Here is a 19,313-nt window from a genome sequence, read left to right as displayed (position 1 = left end):
GGGTGGCGGCCCGCCATACTGGTCGTCGCCATAGGGATCGGCATACGGGTCGCCATAGGGATCGCGGCCAGCGGGCCGAGCGCCGTAGGCGTCGCGGGTCGGCAGGTCCTGTTCCGGCCGGCTGGCATAGCCCCGGTCCTCGCCGCCGAGACCCTGGCCCTGATCGTGGCGCGGCTGCTGACGGGGCGTTTCGCGATAGTTCGGCGTTTCACGATAGTTCGGAGTTTCGCGGTAACGCGGCATGTCGCGCACGGCCGGCGTCGGCTCGCGCGCCGCCACGGGCGCGTCCTGGTAGGTGCCCTCGGGGGAGGGCGCCTGCGCCGGGTCCTCGGCGGGCGGCGCGATGGCGGTGGGCTCGCCCGGCACGGTCTGGCCGTAAGGATCGGTGCCGCCGGCCGGCAGTTCGGTGTTCTCGTAGACCGGGTTGCCGCCCGCGTCATAGCCGATGATCGCGCCGTTCGGCTGCGCGCTCGCCACCGGAATATTCGCGGGGTCGCCGATCCGGTAATGGCCGGGCAGCGGCACGGCGGGCAGGCCCTCATGCGCGGCCACCATATAATCCTTCCAGGCGTCGGCCGGCAGCGAGCCGCCCGTCACCTGGCGCATCGGCTTGCCATTGTCGTTGCCGAGCCAGACGCCGGTGGTCAGATTCGACGTGTAGCCGATGAACCAGGCGTCCTTGAAATCCTGCGTCGTGCCGCTCTTGCCGGCGATCTGCCAGCCGGGGAAGGACGCGCGACGGCCGGTGCCCGAGGTGACGACGCGCGTCAGCATGGCGTTCATCATGCCCACCACGTCTTGCCCGACGATCACGGGCGGCACCGCGTCGTCACGCTCGTAGAGCACCTTGCCGGACGACGTGGTGACGCGGTTCACGAGATGAGGCGTTGCCAGATAGCCGCCATTGGCGAAGGGCGCGTAAGCCCCCGTCAGCTCCAGAAGCGAGACTTCCGACGTGCCGAGGCCGAGCGTGGCATTGTCCACCAGCGGCGACTGGATGCCCATGCGCTTGGCGGTGGCGATCACCGTCTGCGGCCCGAGATCCGCCGTCAGCTTGGCGGCGACCGTGTTCAGCGATTTGGCGACGGCATCGGCCATGCTGACCTCGCCGCGAAACTTGTTGTCGTAGTTGGAGGGCGTCCAGTTGCCGATGCGCACAGGCCCGTCATTGACGATGGTCTCCGGCCGGTAGCCGTGCTCCAGCGCCGTCTCGTAGACGAAGGGCTTGAAGGACGAGCCCGGCTGGCGCTTGGCGTCCACCGCGCGGTTGAACTGCGAGGTCGCATAGTCGCGCCCGCCGACGATGGCGCGGATCGCGCCCGTGCCGTCCACCGAGACGAGCGCGCCCTGCGACACGTTCTGGTTGGCGCGGTCGATCGTCTTGGCGATGGCCTGCTCGGCCTTCTTCTCCAGATTGAGGTCGATCGTGGTCTGCACCACGACATCTTCCTTGATCTCGCCGCCGACCAAGAGCGGGAGATCGCGCATCACCATGTCGGCGGCGTAGTGCTGCGCGCCGGTCCAGAAGCTCTTGGGCTTGGTGGGCTTGGCGGCCTTGGCGGCGTCCGCCTCGGCCTTGGTGATCATGCCCTCGTCCACCATGGCCTGAAGCACGACCTCGGCGCGCGCGCGCGCCGCCTGCGGATCGCGCGCCGGCGACAGGCGCGAGGGCGCCTTCAGAAGGCCGGCGATGGTGGCCGACTCGATCAGGGTCAGTTCGTCGGCGTTCTTGTCATAGTAGCGCCGCGCCGCCGCCTGGATGCCCGTCGCGCCCGAGCCGAAATAGACCCGGTTCAGGTACATTTCCAGGATCTGATCCTTGGTGAACTTGTGCTCCAGCCAGAGCGCCAGAATGGCTTCCTGCACCTTGCGCTGGAGCGTCTGGTCGGGCGTCAGGAAGATGTTCTTGGCCAGCTGCTGGGTCAGCGTCGAGCCGCCCTGCACGGTGTCGCCCGCCGCCATGTTCTGCGAAAAGGCCCGCAGAATACCGATCGGGTCGACGCCGTAATGCGAATAAAAGCGCCGGTCCTCGATCGCCATGACGGCTTGCGGCACATAGGGGCTGATCCGGTCGAGCGCGACCGCTTCGCCGCCCGTGGTGCCCCGGTCGGCCAGAAGCTCGCCCGAAACCGAGACGATCTTGACGTTGGGCGGCCGGGCGGGAATGGCCCAGGCTTCCTGCGGCAGCTTGATGGCGAAATAGCCGATCACGGCCAGGCCCGCGAGCCCGCCCCAGAAGGCCAGAAGAAAGCAAAGCCGGATCGTGTGGCCGATCAGCGAGCGCCGCTTGCGCGGACGGCGACCGAAAAAGCCACCCATGCCGCCGCCGTCGCCGGTGCCGCCACCCTTGCCGCCGCGCCCGGAGCCACCGCCGCCGCGCCCGCCGCTGCCGAGATCACGCGAGTTGGTGTCGCGGCGCGTGGCGCGCCCGTCGATGTCGCGGGCAGCGCGTCGCCCGCCGCCTGCGCGACGCTCGTTCGAAGCCACCACGGCGCGGTCGTCGGCGGAGACGCGAATTTCGCTTTCGTCCGGTTCGACGTCGCCGCCGAAGGTCGGCTCGATCCGCTCGTTCTTGCGCCAGGCCATCCGCACCCCTTTTGTTTCGATCTCGCAGCGCGTGCAGCGCACGGCATGGCCTGTCCATGCGCGAGGTCCGCCGACCTTGCAATGGCATGAGGCGTCTGAACCCCGTCTGAACCCTTTGGAACCATGGCGCGGGGTCGAAGGCGCGCATGGCAAGGCCACCGCATGTCCAGCCTAAATGCGGCGATTTAACGGGGTCTTAAGGAAAGCTGCCAGGGTGTGAACGGCGCGCAGCCCCAAACGCAAGAGGCCCGGCTGGATCGCTCCGGCCGGGCCTGCTTGTCATGTTCGGAAGGCGTCGCTCAGAACAGGTCGAGCGAGAAGCGGTGCGACAGGCCGATGCCGGCGAAGAACTGGTCTTCCGAGCCGACCTTCACGATCGGCGAATCCTTGGCGTCGCCCACCATGCGCTCATAGGCGGCATTGGCGTTGATGAACCAGTTGGGGCGGAACTCATAGCGGGCCGAGCCGCGCACGCCGACCGTCTTGAAGCCGCCATCGGCCTCATAGGCCGACAGGCGGCCGAAGGAGGCGAGGCTCTCGATCGGCGTGACCGAGAAATAGGTGCTCATGTAGTTGCTGTCGGCAAAGCTCGTGGTGGGGCCGAGCTTCAGCTCCCACGCCTTGGTCGGGCGCGAGATGAAATCGACGCCGGCATTGCCGACGAACCCGTCCGCCTCGCCGAAGGCATAGCGCGCTTCGCCGTAGATTTCGGCGTTGAACGTCTCGTAGATCGGGAATTCATAGCCGGCGCGCAGACCGACCTGATAGGTCTCGTCCAGCGCGCGCGTGCCGCGCAACTCGGGATAGTCGGCCGCGTTGCGCTTGTCGATGAAGCGGAACGAGGGGGCCAGCTTGAAGCCGCCGTTCGTCTCCTCGCGCGAGCCGATCTCGAACAAGCCCGGCAGGTTCAGATACTGCAGCGAGACGATCGGGAAGCCCGAAACGATGTAGTCCTTGGCACCTTCATAGGCGGGCTGCGTGGACACGCCCGCGCCCAGCTCGATGATCAGGTCCGAATTGTTGGCGACGGCGACGGCGCTCGTATCGGGGGTGCCGTAGTCGGCCGCGGAGGCGGCCGAGGCGAGCAGGCCGAGCGTAACGGCAAGTAGGGTCGAGGCAAGACGCTGAGACACGAAAGACTTCTCCGGGTGCGGACGGATCCGCTTTGTCGCTATCATTAGCCCAATTCTTGCCTGGCTAACCCGTCTTTCAAGCGAATGGATCGCGTACGGTGCATTCGGTGGTGCGGTCGTTACCTCGAAGACACAATTGCGCCTCGCTCACGTTTGCGTGTGGTTCCGTCCCGGTACTTGCGCGCCTATGGCCCTGTTGATCCTCTTCGCTGGAGCGCCCCTGCCGGGAGGCTCAGGGTTCTGGGAGGAATCATGAAAGCCAGCTTCGTCGTCGCGGCCCTTGTCGCGACCTTTACCGCCGCGCCCGTCTGGGCACAGGATTTTCCGTCCAAGCCGGTGACGCTGGTCGTGCCCTTTGCGGCGGGCGGCTCGACCGATCTCGTGGCGCGCACGGTGGCGCAGGCCATGAGCACGCATCTCAGACAGCAGGTCCTTGTGGATAACAAGGGCGGCGCCGGCGGCAATCTGGGCGCGAGCTTCGTCGCCAAGGCCGCGCCGGACGGCTACACGATCCTGATGGGCACGATCGCGACCCACGCGCTGTCGGCCTCGCTCTACGCCAAGCCGCCCTTCGACCCGGTGAAGGATTTCACGCCCGTCGCCTGGCTCGTCACGGTGCCGAACGTCCTGACCGTCAATAAGGACTATCCGGCCAAGGACGTGAAGGAGCTGATCGCGCGGCTGAAGGAAAAGCCCGGCGAAGAGCTTTACTCCTCGTCCGGCAACGGCACGCCGCTGCATCTCTCGGGCGAACTGTTCAAATCCATGGCGGGCGTGGACATGGTGCATGTGCCCTATCAGGGCTCCGGCCCGGCGCTGGTGGACGCGATCTCGGGCGCGGTACCGATCAATTTCGACAATCTGCCCTCGTCCACCGAGCATATCCGCGCCGGCACGCTGCGCGCGCTCGCCATCACCACCAAGACCCGCGCGCCGAACTTCCCCGATATTCCCACGATGGAGGAGGCCGGCGTTCCCGGCTACGAGACCAACACCTGGAACGCGCTCTTCGCGCCAGCCGGTACGCCTCCAAACGTCGTCGCCAAGCTCAACGAAGCCGCCAACGCGGCCTTGAAGGATGAGGCGGTGGCCAAGCGTTTGGCGGAGGTCGGCGCGACCGAAGTCGGCGGTTCGCCCGAAAAGCTTGCCGAACACGTCAAGACCGAAATCGCCCGCTGGAAGCCGGTGATCGAGGCATCGGGCGCGCGGATCGAGTAAGACCCGTTCCCGAAAAGGCGGGCGGCGATTTGGGCCGCCTGCCATTTTAAGGGAACGCTCATGACGGTCACGCTCCACGGCATCCGCAACTGCGACACGGTGAAGAAGGCGCGCCTCTGGCTGGAGGCCAAGGGCGTCGAGTACGCCTTTCACGACTTCAAGACGGATGGCGTGACGGAAGCTCAGCTTGAAGACTGGTGCGATCAGGTGGGCTGGGAGAATGTCCTCAACCGCGCCGGCACGACCTTCCGCAAGCTGCCCGAAGCCGAGCGGGCGGACCTGTCGCGCGAGAAGGCCATCGTGCTGATGAAGGCCCAGCCTTCCATGATCAAACGCCCGGTTCTGCAGCGGGGCGACACGATCACCGTCGGTTTCAAGCCCGAAGACTACGCTCAGCTCTTCGGCTGAGACGAGACGGGCGAGCGGTGTTGGCCGCACGCCCGCTCGCTGTCAGATCGCGTGTTTGGTCGCGGCCGTTGCGGGATCGCCCGTGTTGGGCGTGCCGGCGGGCTCGATCAGAAGGAGATGGGTTTCCTCCTCCGCCACGGGGCAATGCTTGACGCCCTGGGGCACCACGAAAAGCTGGCCCGGCAGGAGCGTCACGTCGCCTTCGCGCATTCGGATGGTCAGCCGCCCCTTGAGGACGAAGAAGAAATCGTCCGTCTGGGATGCGAATGCCAGACGAATTCGCCCTGCACCTTCACCACCATAACGTCATGGCCGTTGAAGCCGGCCACGACACGCGGCGACCCATGCTCGCCGAAACTGGCGAGCTTGCTGGCGAGATCGACGAATTCCCGTTTCACGGGCTCGGGGTTTACGCGCCCTTTTCGCCGAGCGCCGCCAAGACGCGCGCCCAAGAGCGCTGGCCCTTGGCGAAGGAACTCATCTCGTATTTCTCGTTGGGCGAATGGATGCGGTCGTCGCCAAGGCCGAAGCCGATGAGAAGCGAGGGCATGCCGAGGCGCCGCTTGAACTCGCCGACCACAGGGATCGAGCCGCCCATGCCGATCATCACGGCAGGCTTGGGCCATTCGGCCGAGAGCGCCTCGCGCGCCGTGCGCAGAACCGGCGAATCGAAGGGCAGCTGAATGGCTGGCGAGCCGCCATGCTCGTGGAACTCGGCCGTGCAGTCCGCCGGCAGGCGCTCCTGCACGAAGGCGCGGAAGCTCTCTCTGATCTTGGCCGGATCCTGATCGAAGACGAGGCGGAACGAGACCTTGGCATGGGCCTCGGCCGCGATCACGGTCTTGAAGCCCTTGCCGGTATAGCCGCCCTCGATGCCGTTGACCTCCGCCGTGGGGCGCGACCACGTCTGCTCCAGAACCGAGCGACCCTTTTCACCCGAGGGCACCGACAGGCCGACCGAGCCGAGGAACTCCTTTTCGGAGAAGGGGAGCGTCGCCCAGGAGGCGCGGACCTCCTCGGGCAGTTCCGGTACGCCGTCATAGAAGCCCGGCAGCGTCACACGCCCGTCCGCGTCGTGAAGATCGGCCAGGATTTTGGCGAGCACGTGGATCGGATTGGCCGCCGCCCCGCCGAAATAGCCCGAATGCAGGTCCATGGAGGCGGCGCGGATCGTCAGCTGCTCGCCGACGAGACCGCGCAGGCCGGTCGAGATCGCGGGCGTTTCGCGGTCCCACATATTGGTGTCGCAGATCAGCGCGACGTCGGCCGAGAGTTCCTCGCGGTTGGCGTCGAGGAAGGGCAGGAGCGAAGGCGAGCCGGATTCTTCCTCGCCCTCGAGGAAGATGGTGACCGTGACCGGCAGCGAGCCCGTTTCGGCGATGAAGGCGCGGCAGGCCTCCACGAAGGTCATCAACTGGCCCTTGTCGTCCGCCGTGCCGCGCCCGGTCAGGCGCTCGGTGCCATCCGGCATGGTGACGCGCCGGGGGTCGAACGGATCATTGTCCCAGAGCGGCAATGGATCGACGGGCTGCACGTCGTAATGGCCGTAGAAGAGAACATGGGGCGCACCCTCCGGCCCCTTGCGATGGGCGACCACCATCGGATGCCCCGGTGTCTCGCGCACGGAGGCGTCGAAGCCGATCGCGGCCAGATCCTTCTGGAGCCAATCCGCCGCGCGCCGGCAGTCGCTCGCATAGGCCGGGTCGGTGGAGATCGAGGGGATGCGCAGGAGATCGAACAGGCGATCCACCGAGCGGTCGAGATTGAGATCGAGACAGGAGAGAACGCTGTCGAGACCGGCCATGAGGCCCTCCGCTGATCGTGACGGCGCGTCGCGCCGCCGGGATCGAACGGGCATAGCGCCTCGGGGCGCGAGCCGCAAAGGGAAAGGCGGCAAAGACTACTGCGTCGGCCTGCGGCGGAGAATCTCGGCATTCACAAGGATGATCGCGAGGGTGAGCCCGCTATGCCAGTTCCAATCGCCATGCAGCCCATCCCAGAGCACACCAGCAAGCACGATCAGAAAAGCGAACCCCATCCAGTAGAGAGCCGTCAACTGCTTCTTCTTCGTCATGAGCCCAGCCCAAGCTGCCAGCCATCGTGGCCGGATCGAGGTGCGATCATAATTTAGGAAGGTGTCAAACAGAAGAAGAGCCGTCGCGGACTGGAGGGGGGGTGTCGCGACGGCTCCTTCTGATAGAGCGGAGTCCCGAGAGGGGGGATGGGGACATTCCGCTCTGAGTTCGGCACAAAAGCGGGGGACGAGCTTTGGGGCCGAAAGCGGCGCTGTCGTGCGCCGTTGGTGATAAAATGCGCCTTAGGCCGTTTCTGTTCAAGGCCGTATGATCACGAAAGCGTGATCTTGCAATTAAACATTTGTAATTCCTGTTGGACCCGAAGCCGACCTTGCTTTCTCCTAGGGAGCTTCGGCGATGATCCCTGGCCGCAAGCCCGAAGCATGTGGGTTTGGAGGGATTGCCGACCCGGTGACGGCGGACAGCAAAGTGGCGCGATGGACAGGCCGCGCGGCGCGCGATACCACCTGACCCATGCAAAAGGGCGATCACCTCTTCCTCGTCGATGGTTCGGCTTACATCTTCCGAGCCTATCATGCGCTGCCGCCGCTGACGCGCAAGTCCGATGGGCTGCCCGTCGGTGCCGTGTCCGGCTTCTGCAACATGCTATGGAAGCTGGTGGAGGAATCGCGCGACACCTCGGTCGGCGTCTGCCCGACCCATTTCGCCGTGATCTTCGACCATTCCTCGACCACATTCCGCAACGCCCTCTACGATGGCTACAAGGCGCATCGGCCGCCGCCGCCCGAGGACCTCCGCCCGCAATTCTCGCTGATTCGCGAGGCCGTGCGCGCCTTCGACCTGCCCTGCATCGAAAAGGAAGGCTTCGAGGCGGACGATCTGATCGCGACCTATACGCGCCTTGCCGTCGAGGCGGGCGGGGACGTCACGATCGTCTCCTCCGACAAGGATCTGATGCAACTCGTGGGCCCGAGCGTCATCCTCTACGACCAGATGAAGGACAAGCGCCTCGGCCCCGAGGACGTGCGCGAAAAGTTCGGCGTCTATCCCGAGAAGATGATCGACCTTCAGGCGCTGGTCGGCGACACATCGGACAATGTGCCCGGCGTGCCCGGCATCGGCCCCAAGACCGCCGCCGAGCTTCTGGAAACCTTCGGTACGCTGGAAGCGCTGCTGGAGCGCGCGGGTGAAATCAAGCAGGCCAAGCGCCGCGAGAACATTCTCGCCCATGCCGATCAGGCGCGCCTGTCGAAGCAGCTCGTGACGCTCGACCAGAACACGCCGCTCGACACCTCGCTGGACGATCTCTTCATCCACGAGCCGGACGGCGAAAAGCTGGTCGCCTACCTGAAGGCGATGGAGTTCACTACGCTGACGCGGCGCGTGGCGGCCAAGCTCGGCACCGATGCCAGCGAGGTCGCACCCGCCCCGGTGACGATTTCCGACGCGCCGCGCGGCCCCGATCTCGACGCCGGCACCGAAGCTGCGCCGACGGGCGAGGGGGGAGCGATGCCGCTGACCCCGGCCGGGCTCGCCGCCGAGCGCCTGTCGGAGGCCGCGTCCACGCCGGTCGATCGTTCGCGCTACGAGACGATCCGCGACGAGGCTCGCCTCGAAGCCTGGATCGTCAGAGCCTATGACACGGGGCTTCTGGCCTTCGACACCGAAACCACCTCGCTCGACGCCATGCGGGCGGACCTCGTGGGTCTGTCCTTTGCCGTCGCGCCGGGTGAGGCGGCCTATGTGCCGATCGGCCATATCGGGGAGGGCAGCGGCGATCTCCTGTCGGGCGGCGAGGCGGCGGATAGCGTCGGCGTGCAGCTGCCGCTCGGGCGCGTGCTCGATCTCCTGAAGCCGGTTCTCACCGACCCGTCGATCCTGAAGATCGGCCAGAACACCAAATACGATTACCTCGTCATGCTGCGCCATGGCATCGACATCGCCCCGATGGACGATACGATGCTGATTTCCTACGTGCTCGACGCCTCGTCCTCGCTCGAAGGGCACGGCATGGACGAATTGTCCGAGCGCTTCCTCGGGCACAAGCCGATCTCCTACAAGGATCTCTGCGGCACCGGAAAGGGCGCGAAACCGATCGCCGCCTGCCCGATCGACAAGGTGACGGAATACGCCGCCGAGGACGCCGACGTGACGCTGCGCCTGTGGCGCGTGCTCAAGCCGCGCCTCGTGGCCGAAGGCATGAGTGCGGTCTACGAGCGGCTGGAGCGCCCGCTGGTGCCGGTGCTGGCGCGCATGGAAGAGCGCGGCATTCGCGCCGACCGGCAGATCCTGTCGCGCCTGTCGGGCCGCTTCGCGCAGAAGGCGGCGGGGCTGGAGGCCGACATTCACATTCTGGCCGGCGAGCCCTTCAATGTCGGCAGCCCCAAGCAACTGGGCGAGGTTCTCTTCGGTAAGCTCGGCCTGCCCGGCGGCAAGAAAACCAAGACCGGCCAGTGGGCGACCGACGCGCGCCTTCTGGAAGACCTCGCTGCCCAAGGGCACGAACTGCCCCGTCGCATCGTGGACTGGCGCCAGATCACCAAGCTGAAGGGCACCTATACGGACGCGCTGCCGACCTACATGGACGAGGCGGACCGCATCCACACGTCCTATTCCATGGCCTCGACCACGACGGGGCGTCTGTCCTCGTCGGAGCCGAACCTTCAGAACATTCCGGTGCGCACGCAGGAAGGGCGCGAAATCCGCACCGCCTTCGTCGCGCCCGATGGCCACAAGCTACTCTCGGCCGACTACTCACAGATCGAGCTTCGCCTGCTGGCCCATATGGCCGACATTCCGCAGCTGACGGAGGCCTTCCGGCAGGGACAGGACATTCACGCGACCACGGCGTCCGAGATGTTCGGCGTGCCGGTCGAGGGCATGCCCTCCGAGGTGCGCCGGCGGGCCAAGGCCATCAATTTCGGCATCGTCTACGGCATCTCGGCCTTCGGCCTCGCGGCCCAGCTTTCGATCCCGCAGGGCGAGGCGGCCTCCTATATCAAGCGCTATTTCGAGCGCTTCCCCGGCATCCGGGACTATATGGACCGCGTGAAGGCCTTCGCGAAGGAGGCCGGTTATGTCGAGACGCTGTTCGGCCGGCGCGCGCATTATCCCGACATCCGCTCCTCCAACCCGCAGGTGCGCGCGGCCGTCGAGCGCGCCGCCATCAACGCGCCGATCCAGGGTTCGGCCGCCGACATCATCCGCCGCGCCATGGTGCGCATGGAAGACGCCTTGAAGGCCGAGCGCCTGTCGGCCCGCATGCTCCTGCAAGTGCATGACGAACTCGTCTTCGAAGTGCCGGACGAGGAGGTGGAGGCGACGATCCCGGTCGTTCGCCATGTCATGGAAAAGGCGGCCGAGCCGGTCGTCGATCTTGCCGTGCCCCTCGTGGTCGAGGCCCGGGCGGCGGCCAATTGGGACGAGGCGCACTGACGAACTGGTCAAAGCTTCGTTTCCATCGTCCGCGACATATCATCACAAGATTCTGAAAAGCCCAATCATTTGAACGGGATGGGTTTTGGTGGGCACAAAGGGAGAACCAAGCCGGGCTTGAACTCGTTAGAGGGCGCGATATTCCCTTTCAACGCGCTGCCCTTTCGCGGCGCTCAAGGACACGGCATGGATCGACCAGAAACCGAGACCAGTACCGCCGGCATGCCCGACGGGATGACGACGGCCGCTCTGGCGAAGCTTCCGCTGGCGCTTGTTCTCACCAATCCGCATCTGCCCGACAACCCGATCGTCTATGCCAACCAAGCCTTCGCGCGCATCTCTCGCTATACGGTGGAGGCCGTGGTCGGGCGCAATTGCCGCTTTTTGCAAGGGCCGGACACCGACCCCAACGCCGCCGGGCTGATCGGCGCGGCTTTGCGCGAAGAGCGCGACATCACGATCGACATTCTAAACTACCGGGCCGATGGCACGACCTTCCTGAACCGGCTGATGATCACGCCGCTCTACGATGCGGGCGGCCAGCTTCAATGCTTCCTCGGTGTGCAGCGCGACCTGTCTGGTGGCGCGAACGCGCAGGAGGACGTCCATGTCGAAACCGGCCTCGTGAAGGGCGATGCCGCGCTCGGCGAGATCCAGCACCGGGTCAAGAACCATCTGGCGATGATCATCGGCATGATCCGGATGCAGTCGCGCGCCCATACGAGCACCGAGGCCTTCGACACGCTGGCGAGGCGCATCGAGAGCCTCCAGCTTCTGTATCAGGAGATGACGGAGTCGGGCGTCGGCTCGACGCGCTCGCAGCGCATTCCGCTTGGCGCCTATATCAGCCGCATCGCGTCCACGATCGGCTATCTCGACGGGCGGCGCTCGGTGCGCGTCAATGTCGATTGCGATGCGATCGACATTAGCGTGGAGCGTGCGGCCCGAGTTGGCCTGCTCTTCTCCGAGCTTCTGACCAACGCCTTGAAACACGCCTTCAAGGGGCGGGACGAGGGGCTGGTGGAGGCGCGGCTGAAGATGCTCTCCTCTGGCGTCATTCGCCTCACCGTGACCGACGACGGCATCGGCCTGCCGCGCGAGGCGCGCTGGCCCTATGGCGAGGCCGACAAGGCGCGCACCAGCCAGCGGGTGGACGAGGCTGTGGCGCTGTCCGTCGACGGAGACATGGCGCGCGAGGTCGCCACGAGTCTGGCCGAGGCGACGGGCGGTAGCGTTCGACCGAAAGCCAGCGACGGTGAAGGGCAGAAGGAAAACGGCGGACCGCGCGGCGGTCTCGGCGGGCGAATCGTGGTATCGCTGGTGCGCGGGCTCGACGCCCGAATCGATGTCAGTTCCCACACGAGCGGCACCACCGTCACCGTCGATATTCCACGGGAGTCCCCATCCTGAGCCATGACGCCATCCTTCCCGCCGACGATCGCCTGATCGTCGGTCTCGACATCACCGGACGCGCCGAGGCCGAAGCCCTCGTGGATGCGCTGGGCGATACGGTTTCCTTCTACAAGATCGGCTATCAGCTCGGCTATTCCGGCGGCCTGCCGCTCGCCGCCGAGTTGGTGCGCATGGGCAAGAAGGTCTTTCTGGACCTCAAGCTCCACGACATCGCCAATACGGTGGAAAAGGGTGTCGCCAACATCGCCGCCATGGGCGTGACGATGACGACCGTCCATGCCTATCCGCAGGTGATGCGCGCCGCAGCGGCAGGCGCTTCCGGCAGTCCGCTCTGCGTCCTCGGCGTCACGGTGATGACATCGCTGGGGCAGGACGATCTGCGCGAGGCCGGTATCGAGATGAGCGTGGAAGATCTGGTGATGCGCCGTGGGACCCAAGCGCGCGACGCCGGGCTCGGCGGCATCGTCGCCTCGGCCGCCGAAGCGGCCGCGCTGCGCAAACTGATCGGCACCGATATGGCCGTGGTCACGCCCGGCATCCGCCCGGCCGGCGCGGATGCGGGCGACCAGAAGCGCGTCGTGACGCCGGCCGATGCCTTGCGCGCGGGGGCCTCGCATCTCGTCGTCGCCCGCCCGATCATCGCCGCGCCCGACCCGCGCGCTGCCGCGCAAGCCATCCTGTCGGAAATGGCGGGCGTCTGACGGGCCGGATCGTGCGCCCCTGCCGGGCGGGCGGCTTGCCGCCTTGCGCCCGGCAGGAGGGGCGGGCCATCATGGCGCGAACTGCTTTCGAACGGGGAGGAGAGACCCATGCCCAAGGCCTATTGGATCGCCCATGTCGATGTGAGCGACCCCGAGCGCTATCAGGATTATATCGCGGCGGCCGCGCCCGCGCTCCAGCGCCACGGCGCGAAGTTCCTGGCGCGGGGCGGGCCGTTCGAGCCGCTGGAGGGCAACACCCGCGCGCGCAACGTGGTGATCGAGTTCGCCTCCATGGAGGACGCGCTCGCCTGCTACCGCTCGGCCGAATATCAGACCGGCAAGGGGATTCGCGAGGCCGTGTCCACGGCCGATATCCTGATCGTGGAAGGCGTCGATTGACGAGGTTCGGCCCGGCGTCCCATCGCATTCGCGGGATGGAGCCGGGCGATCTTCCGGCCGTTTGCGCCATCGCAGCGGTAAGCGATGTGGGCCTTGGCTCCGACGCTTCCTTTGAGGCGCGTCTGCCGCGCTACGAGGTTTTCGTCGCGGCGTTGGACCATGGCCCGATCGCGGGTTTTGCCACCGCCGCGCCCCTCTCTCTGCTGGCTGGAGAGGATGACGGAGACGGGTCGGAAGGCTGTTTCTGGATCGGCGCGCTCGCGGTCGATCCCGCTCATCGTCGCCATGGGCTCGGCACGGCGCTGCTCGGCGCGGTCACCGCGCGGGCGAACTGGTTCTTCTGCCGCGCGCTTGGCCTCTCCGACGCGCGGGAGGCCAATGCGATCCGCTTTGCCGAGCGCCATCGCTTTCTGGCGGTCGATCCCGAAAACTGGACGCCAGCCCTGCGCAAGCAAATCAGCGCGCAATGCCCGGACGATGCTTCCTTAGGGGAGCGACGCCTTCTGATCCGCTGGCTTTGATCCATTTCAGCGCCGGAGTTGCGCTCGCCATGAAAGGGCCGGGAACGAGGGCGCAAGGAAAAGATTGCATTTGACTGCTATAGTGGTGCCGAGACCGGGGATCGACCCGGCCCGGACAAGGAGTGAGACGCTTGTACGAGCTCTATGAATGGAACCATGCCGTTCTCGCTCCCTTTCGAGCGATGGCGGACGCGACCCGCACCTTCTACCAGAACCCCATGAACCCGCTGGCCGGGACGGAAATGGGGCGCACGGTCGCCGCCATGGCGGAGCTGTTCGAGCGCACCACCCGCGTTTACAGCAAGCCGGAATGGCAGATCCACGACACGCTGGTGGGCGGGCTCCGGGTGCCGGTGGTGGACCGCACGGTGATGACCAAGCCCTTCGCGCGACTGGTGCATTTCGAGCGCGCCCTGCCCAAGGAGCGCCCGGCGAATCCGCGCTTCCTGATCGTCGCACCCATGTCGGGCCATTATGCCACGCTTCTGCGCGGCACGGTGGAGGCGCTCCTGCCCTATGCCGAAGTCTACATCACGGACTGGATCGACGCGCGCCTCGTGCCGCTGACGGAGGGCCGGTTCGACCTCGACGATTACGTCGATTACATCATCGAGATGCTGCATTTCCTCGGGCCGGACACGCATGTGATCGGCGTCTGCCAGCCGGCCGTGCCCGTCATGATGGCCGCCGCGCGCATGGCGCATGACGAGGACCCCGCCGCCCCCGCCTCGATGACCCTGATGGGCGGGCCGATCGACACCCGCGTCAACCCGACCGGGGTGAACCGTCTGGCCGAATCCAAGGGCATCGACTGGTTCCGCGACAATGCCGTGATGAAGGTGCCTTTTCCCCATCCCGGCTTCATGCGCGATGTCTATCCCGGTTTTCTGCAACTCACCGGCTTCATGTCGATGAATCTCGACCGGCACCTGATCGCCCATAAGGACTTCTTCTGGCATCTGGTGAAGAACGACGGCGATTCCGCCGAGAAGCATCGTATCTTCTACGACGAATACAATGCCGTGATGGACCTGACCGCCGAGTTCTATCTCCAGACGGTGGAAGAGGTCTTCATCAACCATTCGCTGCCGCGCGGCGAGATCACCCATCGGGGCCTTCGGCTCGACATGAGCAAGATCCGCCACACCGCCCTTCTGACGGTCGAGGGCGAGAACGACGATATTTCCGGCGTCGGCCAGACCCGCGCGGCGCAGACCCTCTGCTCCTCCATCCCAGACGACATGCGCGTCCATTATCTCCAGCCCAAGGTCGGCCATTACGGCGTCTTCAACGGCTCGCGCTTCCGCGCCGAGATCGCCCCGCGCATCATCGACTTCGCTCTGACGCACGGGCTCCAGGCGCGTGAGCGCCGCGCCGCCCAGCCTTCCCCCGCATCCACGGACGCCAGCGGCTCGAAAGACGAGGTGCCCGACCCTGCGGGCGCGGCGCCCGCGCCCATGGCCGAACTGACGCTCGCCCCTCCGGCCGATCCGATCGAGGAAGCGGCCATGGAGGCCGAGCATCGCGCCGCCGAACTCGACTTGCCTCACGGGGTGGACGAGGCGGCGAGCCCCGCCAAGGGCGCGTCGGGCCTGATGAAGGCACTACGCAAGGTCAAGCGGAAGTCGTGAGGGAAAACGGGGGCGGCGTTGAATCGCCCCCGCTTCGCCACCATCTCGATCTATGGGATCGCTGCCCGCTACCCATGGGCTTTCGGTTGATGGACACCACGACATGAAATCTCACGCCTTGATCCGCCCCGCCTGGACCCCTGCCACGATCGCGCTGATGGTTCTGGGCTTCATGGCCTATTGGCCGCTCGGCCTTGCCGTTCTCGCCTATATCCTGTGGGGCGACCGGCTGGAGGCCTTCCGCTTCGACGTGAACCGCGCGACCGATAAGGTCGTGGACGGGTTTCGCCGTTCGGGCGCCCGGATGCCGTTCCAGGCCGGCGCGACCGGCAATCTCGCTTTCGACGAATGGCGCGACACCGAGCTGAAGCGCCTCGACGAAGAGCGCCGCCGGCTCGACAATGCCAGCGCCGAGTTCGAGTCCTATGCGCGCGAACTGCGCCGCGCCAAGGACCGAGAGGAGTTCGATCGCTTCATGAGCCAGCGCGGCCGCCGTGCCGGCGCGGTGGATGCCGATATCGTTCGCAACTGATCTGCCTGGCTCGTCGCAGACATCGAAAGCCGCCGGTTCGTCCGGCGGCTTTTTCGTATGCCTTCCAGCCTGTGTCGCAAGGCGCTAGAAGAAGGTCCGAATGCGCCGGATTGGCGTATCGTTTCTTGTGTCGGAACGGAGCCTTGCGGCCGAAGAGACGGGATGTCGCGTTTTCTGAAATCCATTCTCCCGAAGGCCCGGAAACCCGCCTTGCCGGAGGAATTGCTCGTGGCCGAGCGGCGCGTTCCCCTGGAGGTGCGCGAGCATCCGACCGCGCGTCGCATCACCATGCGCATGACGCCGGGCGGGGGCGGGGTCCGGCTCACCGTCCCGCGCCGCACGGCGCGCGCCACCGTTCTCGACTTTCTGGAACGCCATCGCGGCTGGGTGGAAGAGCGGCTCGGCCCCGCACCCCAACTGGTCTGCGATGGCGCGCGCCTGCCCTTCCGGGGCGGGGCGCTTCTGGTGGTGCACGATCCCGCACGGCGGCTGACGCGGCTCGATCCGCCGCCGCGCGAGGGCGGCGACTGGCGTCTTCATGTCGGCGGCGAGCCGGCCCATACGGCGCGGCGCGTCGCCGACGCCCTGAAGCGCGAAGCCCGGCGCGATCTGGAGGCGGCGGTGGAGCGCCATAGCGCGCAACTCGGCCTTCGCCCGCGCTCCATTTCGCTGAAAGACACGACGAGCCGTTGGGGTTCCTGCACGGCCGACCAGCGCCTGTCCTTTTCCTGGCGCATCGTTATGGCCCCGCCCTTCGTGCTGGACTATCTCGTCGCCCATGAAATGGCGCATCTCCGGGAGATGAATCATGGCCCCGGCTTCTGGTCGCTCTGCCGCGAGCTTTGCCCGGGCATGGATGCGGGGCGGGCCTGGCTGCGCACGGAGGGCTCCGGCCTCCATGCGGTTCGTTTTTCGGCGGGCTGATCGTCGCAAATGCATTGGCAAACCGGCGCCGCGCTTTACACTCGCCGTATTCCGAGGCGATAAGACTGTCTTTACACGAGCTTGAGCCTCACGGGCCGCTTCGATCGGCCGAACCGGGATGAACGCGTGACACGACCGCATATCAAGATCTGCGGACTGAAGACCGAAGCCGATATCGACACCGTGCTGGAGCGCGGCGGCAAGGAAATCGGCTTTATTCACTTCGCCCCGAGCCCGCGCCATCTGGAGATGGACGCGATGGTCCGACTGCGCGCCCATGCACTGGGCCGCGCGGCCGTGACCGTCGTCACCGTCGATGCGGACAACGAGACGCTGGCCCGCATCGCCGAGCGCATCCGGCCCGACACGTTGCAGCTTCACGGCTCCGAGTCTCCCGCGCGCGTCGCCGAGATCGCGGCGCTGACCGGCCTGCCGGTGATGAAGGCGATTTCCGTTTCGGTGCCGCAGGATCTGGAGGCCGTCGCCCGGTTTCGTCCCGTCGCCGACCGCATCCTGCTGGATGCCAAGCGCCCCAAGGGCTCGGTCTTGCCGGGCGGCAACGGCGTGTCCTTCGACTGGAGCCTGCTCGACGCGCTCGGCGAGGACCGTCAGTTCCTTCTGTCGGGCGGCATCAACCCGTCCAACGTGGCCGAGGCCGTGCGCCGCGTTCGCCCGCAGGGGCTCGACGCCTCCTCGGGCCTGGAATCCGCCCCGGGTCGCAAGGATGCCGGCCTGATCCACCGTTTCTTCGACGCGCTCGACGCCGCTGCGCTGGCTGGCGCGTCTGATGCTTCCTCCAGCCTTGAGCGACGCTTCGCATGACCGAGATCCCGACCCCCAATTCCTTCAAGCTCGGCCCGGACGATGATGGCCGTTTCGGCCTGTTCGGCGGTCGTTTCGTTGCCGAAACGCTGATGCCCATCATTCTGGACCTGGAGGCGGCCTACAAGGCGGCCAAGACCGACGAGAGCTTTCTCTCGCAACTCGCCGATCTCCAAACCCATTATACCGGCCGCCCGAGCCCGCTCTATTTCGCCGAGCGGCTGACGGAGCATTTCGGCGGCGCGCGCGTCTACTTCAAGCGCGAGGAGCTGAACCACACCGGCTCGCACAAGATCAACAACTGCCTCGGCCAGATCCTGCTCGCCCGCCGCATGGGCAAGACGCGCATCATCGCCGAAACCGGCGCCGGCCAGCATGGTGTTGCCACCGCCACCGTCTGCGCGCGCTTCGGCATGCCGTGCGTCGTCTTCATGGGCGCGACGGATGTCGAGCGCCAGAAGCCCAATGTCTTCCGCATGAAGCTGCTCGGCGCCGAGGTGCGCGCGGTGACGGCGGGCGCGGGCACGCTGAAGGACGCCATGAACGAGGCGCTGCGCGACTGGGTGACCAATGTCGAGGACACCTATTACCTGATCGGCACCGCCGCCGGCCCGCATCCCTATCCCGCCATGGTGCGCGACTTCCAGCAGATCATCGGCGACGAAACGCGCCAGCAGATGCTGGATGAGACCGGCGCGCTACCGGACGCCGTGGTCGCCTGCGTCGGCGGCGGGTCCAACGCCATCGGCATGTTCCGCGCCTTCCTGGACGATCCTTCCGTCGCGATCTACGGCGCGGAAGCGGGCGGTCATGGGATCGACGTGCCAAACGGCCATGCCGCCTCCATGAGCGGCGGCCGGCCCGGCGTGCTCCACGGCAACCGCACCTATCTCCTTCAGGACGAAAGCGGTCAGATTCTGGAAGGCCATTCCATCTCCGCCGGCCTCGATTATCCCGGCGTCGGTCCCGAGCACGCTTGGCTGCGCGACACCGGCCGCGTCTCCTATGTGCCGGTGACGGACACGGAAGCGGTGGACGCCTTCCATCTCTGCACCCGCATGGAAGGCATCATCCCGGCGCTGGAATCGGCTCATGGCCTCGCCCATGTCGCCAAGATCGCGCCCACCATGCGCCCGGACCAGTCCATCGTCCTTTGCCTCTCCGGGCGCGGCGACAAGGATGTCCACACGATCGCCAAGTCCATGGGGCTGGAGATCTAAGGACAAGCCATGCATGCGATCTCGATCGACGTGACCTGCCCGGACGAGGCGACGGCGCGCGAGATCGCCGATGCACTCCTAGGCCGGCATCTGGTGGCCTGCTGCCAGATCGGCGCGCCGATCGAAAGCCGCTACTGGTGGAACGGGACGATCGAGCGGGCGGCCGAAGTGCCGCTTGTCCTGAAAACGCGGGCCGATCTTTTCGAGAGCGTGGCCGCCGCGATCCGCGATCTGCACCCCTATGAGACGCCTGCGATCCTGGGAACGCCTATGCTGGCGGACGAGGCCACCTTGAGATGGATCGCGGACGCCTGTATCGCATCCTCTTGACGAA

The 19,313-nt window shown here is 66.4% G+C and carries 17 protein-coding genes and 1 pseudogene; 13 read left to right on the top strand and 5 right to left on the bottom strand.

The features are described 5' to 3' along the window. The coding region (locus AUL36_RS13905; RefSeq protein WP_062221747.1) for a transglycosylase domain-containing protein at positions 1 to 2,586 on the bottom strand (2,586 nt) is incomplete at its 3' end. Between the two features lie 299 nt (positions 2,587 to 2,885). Further along, positions 2,886 to 3,719, bottom strand: coding sequence for a MipA/OmpV family protein (locus AUL36_RS13900; RefSeq protein ID WP_058601109.1), 834 nt, complete (start codon positions 3,717 to 3,719; stop codon positions 2,886 to 2,888). Between the two features lie 252 nt (positions 3,720 to 3,971). Here AUL36_RS13900 and AUL36_RS13895 point away from each other — a divergent pair, with 252 nt between their 5' ends. Next, positions 3,972 to 4,937 (top strand): Bug family tripartite tricarboxylate transporter substrate binding protein, encoded by a 966-nt coding sequence (locus AUL36_RS13895; protein ID WP_062221745.1) that lies wholly within the window; start codon positions 3,972 to 3,974, stop codon positions 4,935 to 4,937. A gap of 60 nt (positions 4,938 to 4,997) precedes the next feature. Then, positions 4,998 to 5,345, top strand: a complete 348-nt coding sequence (locus AUL36_RS13890; RefSeq protein ID WP_062221743.1) for an ArsC family reductase — start codon at positions 4,998 to 5,000, stop codon at positions 5,343 to 5,345. Positions 5,346 to 5,387: 42 nt separating this feature from the next. On the opposite strand, the pseudogene AUL36_RS13885 reads toward AUL36_RS13890, so the two are convergent. From AUL36_RS13885 to AUL36_RS23825, 3 genes and pseudogenes are all read right to left on the bottom strand, one after another. Beyond that, positions 5,388 to 5,743 (bottom strand): annotated as a pseudogene (locus AUL36_RS13885) (cupin domain-containing protein). Between the two features lie 11 nt (positions 5,744 to 5,754). Beyond that, positions 5,755 to 7,149: a dipeptidase gene (locus AUL36_RS13880; protein WP_062221741.1), complete on the bottom strand. Its 1,395-nt coding sequence runs from the start codon at positions 7,147 to 7,149 to the stop codon at positions 5,755 to 5,757. Positions 7,150 to 7,245: 96 nt separating this feature from the next. After that, the gene (locus AUL36_RS23825) at positions 7,246 to 7,419 is read right to left on the bottom strand and encodes a hypothetical protein (RefSeq protein ID WP_156418388.1); all 174 of its coding nucleotides are present in this window, start codon (positions 7,417 to 7,419) and stop codon (positions 7,246 to 7,248) included. A 475-nt stretch (positions 7,420 to 7,894) separates the two neighbouring features. On the opposite strand from AUL36_RS23825, the gene polA reads away from it, so the two are divergent. The 11 genes from polA (at position 7,895) to cutA (ending at position 19,309) form a co-directional block, all read left to right on the top strand. Then, positions 7,895 to 10,816: a DNA polymerase I gene (polA, locus tag AUL36_RS13875; RefSeq protein WP_062221739.1), complete on the top strand. Its 2,922-nt coding sequence runs from the start codon at positions 7,895 to 7,897 to the stop codon at positions 10,814 to 10,816. Positions 10,817 to 11,002: 186 nt separating this feature from the next. Beyond that, a complete protein-coding gene (locus AUL36_RS13870; protein ID WP_062221737.1) occupies positions 11,003 to 12,226 on the top strand; it encodes a PAS domain-containing protein in 1,224 nt (407 codons plus the stop codon). A gap of 11 nt (positions 12,227 to 12,237) precedes the next feature. Further along, positions 12,238 to 12,930, top strand: a complete 693-nt coding sequence (gene pyrF, locus AUL36_RS13865) for an orotidine-5'-phosphate decarboxylase (protein WP_062221735.1) — start codon at positions 12,238 to 12,240, stop codon at positions 12,928 to 12,930. Positions 12,931 to 13,038: 108 nt separating this feature from the next. Continuing rightward, entirely contained in the window at positions 13,039 to 13,329 is a 291-nt protein-coding gene (locus AUL36_RS13860) for a DUF1330 domain-containing protein (protein ID WP_058636010.1), read from the top strand. Beyond that, entirely contained in the window at positions 13,326 to 13,850 is a 525-nt protein-coding gene (locus tag AUL36_RS13855) for a GNAT family N-acetyltransferase (protein WP_062221733.1), read from the top strand. The genes AUL36_RS13860 and AUL36_RS13855 overlap by 4 nt, the downstream gene beginning before the upstream one ends. Positions 13,851 to 13,981: 131 nt before the next feature. Further along, on the top strand, positions 13,982 to 15,481 hold the full coding sequence (locus tag AUL36_RS13850; protein WP_082655847.1) for a polyhydroxyalkanoate depolymerase: 1,500 nt from the start codon (positions 13,982 to 13,984) through the stop codon (positions 15,479 to 15,481). A gap of 103 nt (positions 15,482 to 15,584) precedes the next feature. Further along, positions 15,585 to 16,013, top strand: coding sequence for a DUF2852 domain-containing protein (locus AUL36_RS13845; protein ID WP_058601098.1), 429 nt, complete (start codon positions 15,585 to 15,587; stop codon positions 16,011 to 16,013). Between the two features lie 162 nt (positions 16,014 to 16,175). Further along, a complete protein-coding gene (locus AUL36_RS13840; protein ID WP_062221731.1) occupies positions 16,176 to 16,937 on the top strand; it encodes a M48 family metallopeptidase in 762 nt (253 codons plus the stop codon). A gap of 126 nt (positions 16,938 to 17,063) precedes the next feature. Beyond that, positions 17,064 to 17,759: a phosphoribosylanthranilate isomerase gene (locus tag AUL36_RS13835; RefSeq protein ID WP_062221751.1), complete on the top strand. Its 696-nt coding sequence runs from the start codon at positions 17,064 to 17,066 to the stop codon at positions 17,757 to 17,759. Beyond that, positions 17,756 to 18,979, top strand: coding sequence for a tryptophan synthase subunit beta (gene trpB / locus AUL36_RS13830; protein ID WP_062221729.1), 1,224 nt, complete (start codon positions 17,756 to 17,758; stop codon positions 18,977 to 18,979). Before AUL36_RS13835 ends, trpB begins: the two co-directional genes overlap by 4 nt. 9 nt (positions 18,980 to 18,988) lie before the next feature. After that, positions 18,989 to 19,309, top strand: coding sequence for a divalent-cation tolerance protein CutA (gene cutA, locus AUL36_RS13825; RefSeq protein ID WP_062221727.1), 321 nt, complete (start codon positions 18,989 to 18,991; stop codon positions 19,307 to 19,309). The last annotated feature ends 4 nt before the right edge of the window (positions 19,310 to 19,313 follow it).

It is taken from the genome of Aureimonas sp. D3 (genome assembly GCF_001463805.1).
In the GTDB taxonomy this organism is placed as follows: Bacteria; Pseudomonadota; Alphaproteobacteria; order Rhizobiales; family Rhizobiaceae; genus Aureimonas; species Aureimonas ureilytica_A.
This window is presented reverse-complemented; position numbering and strand designations above follow the sequence as displayed.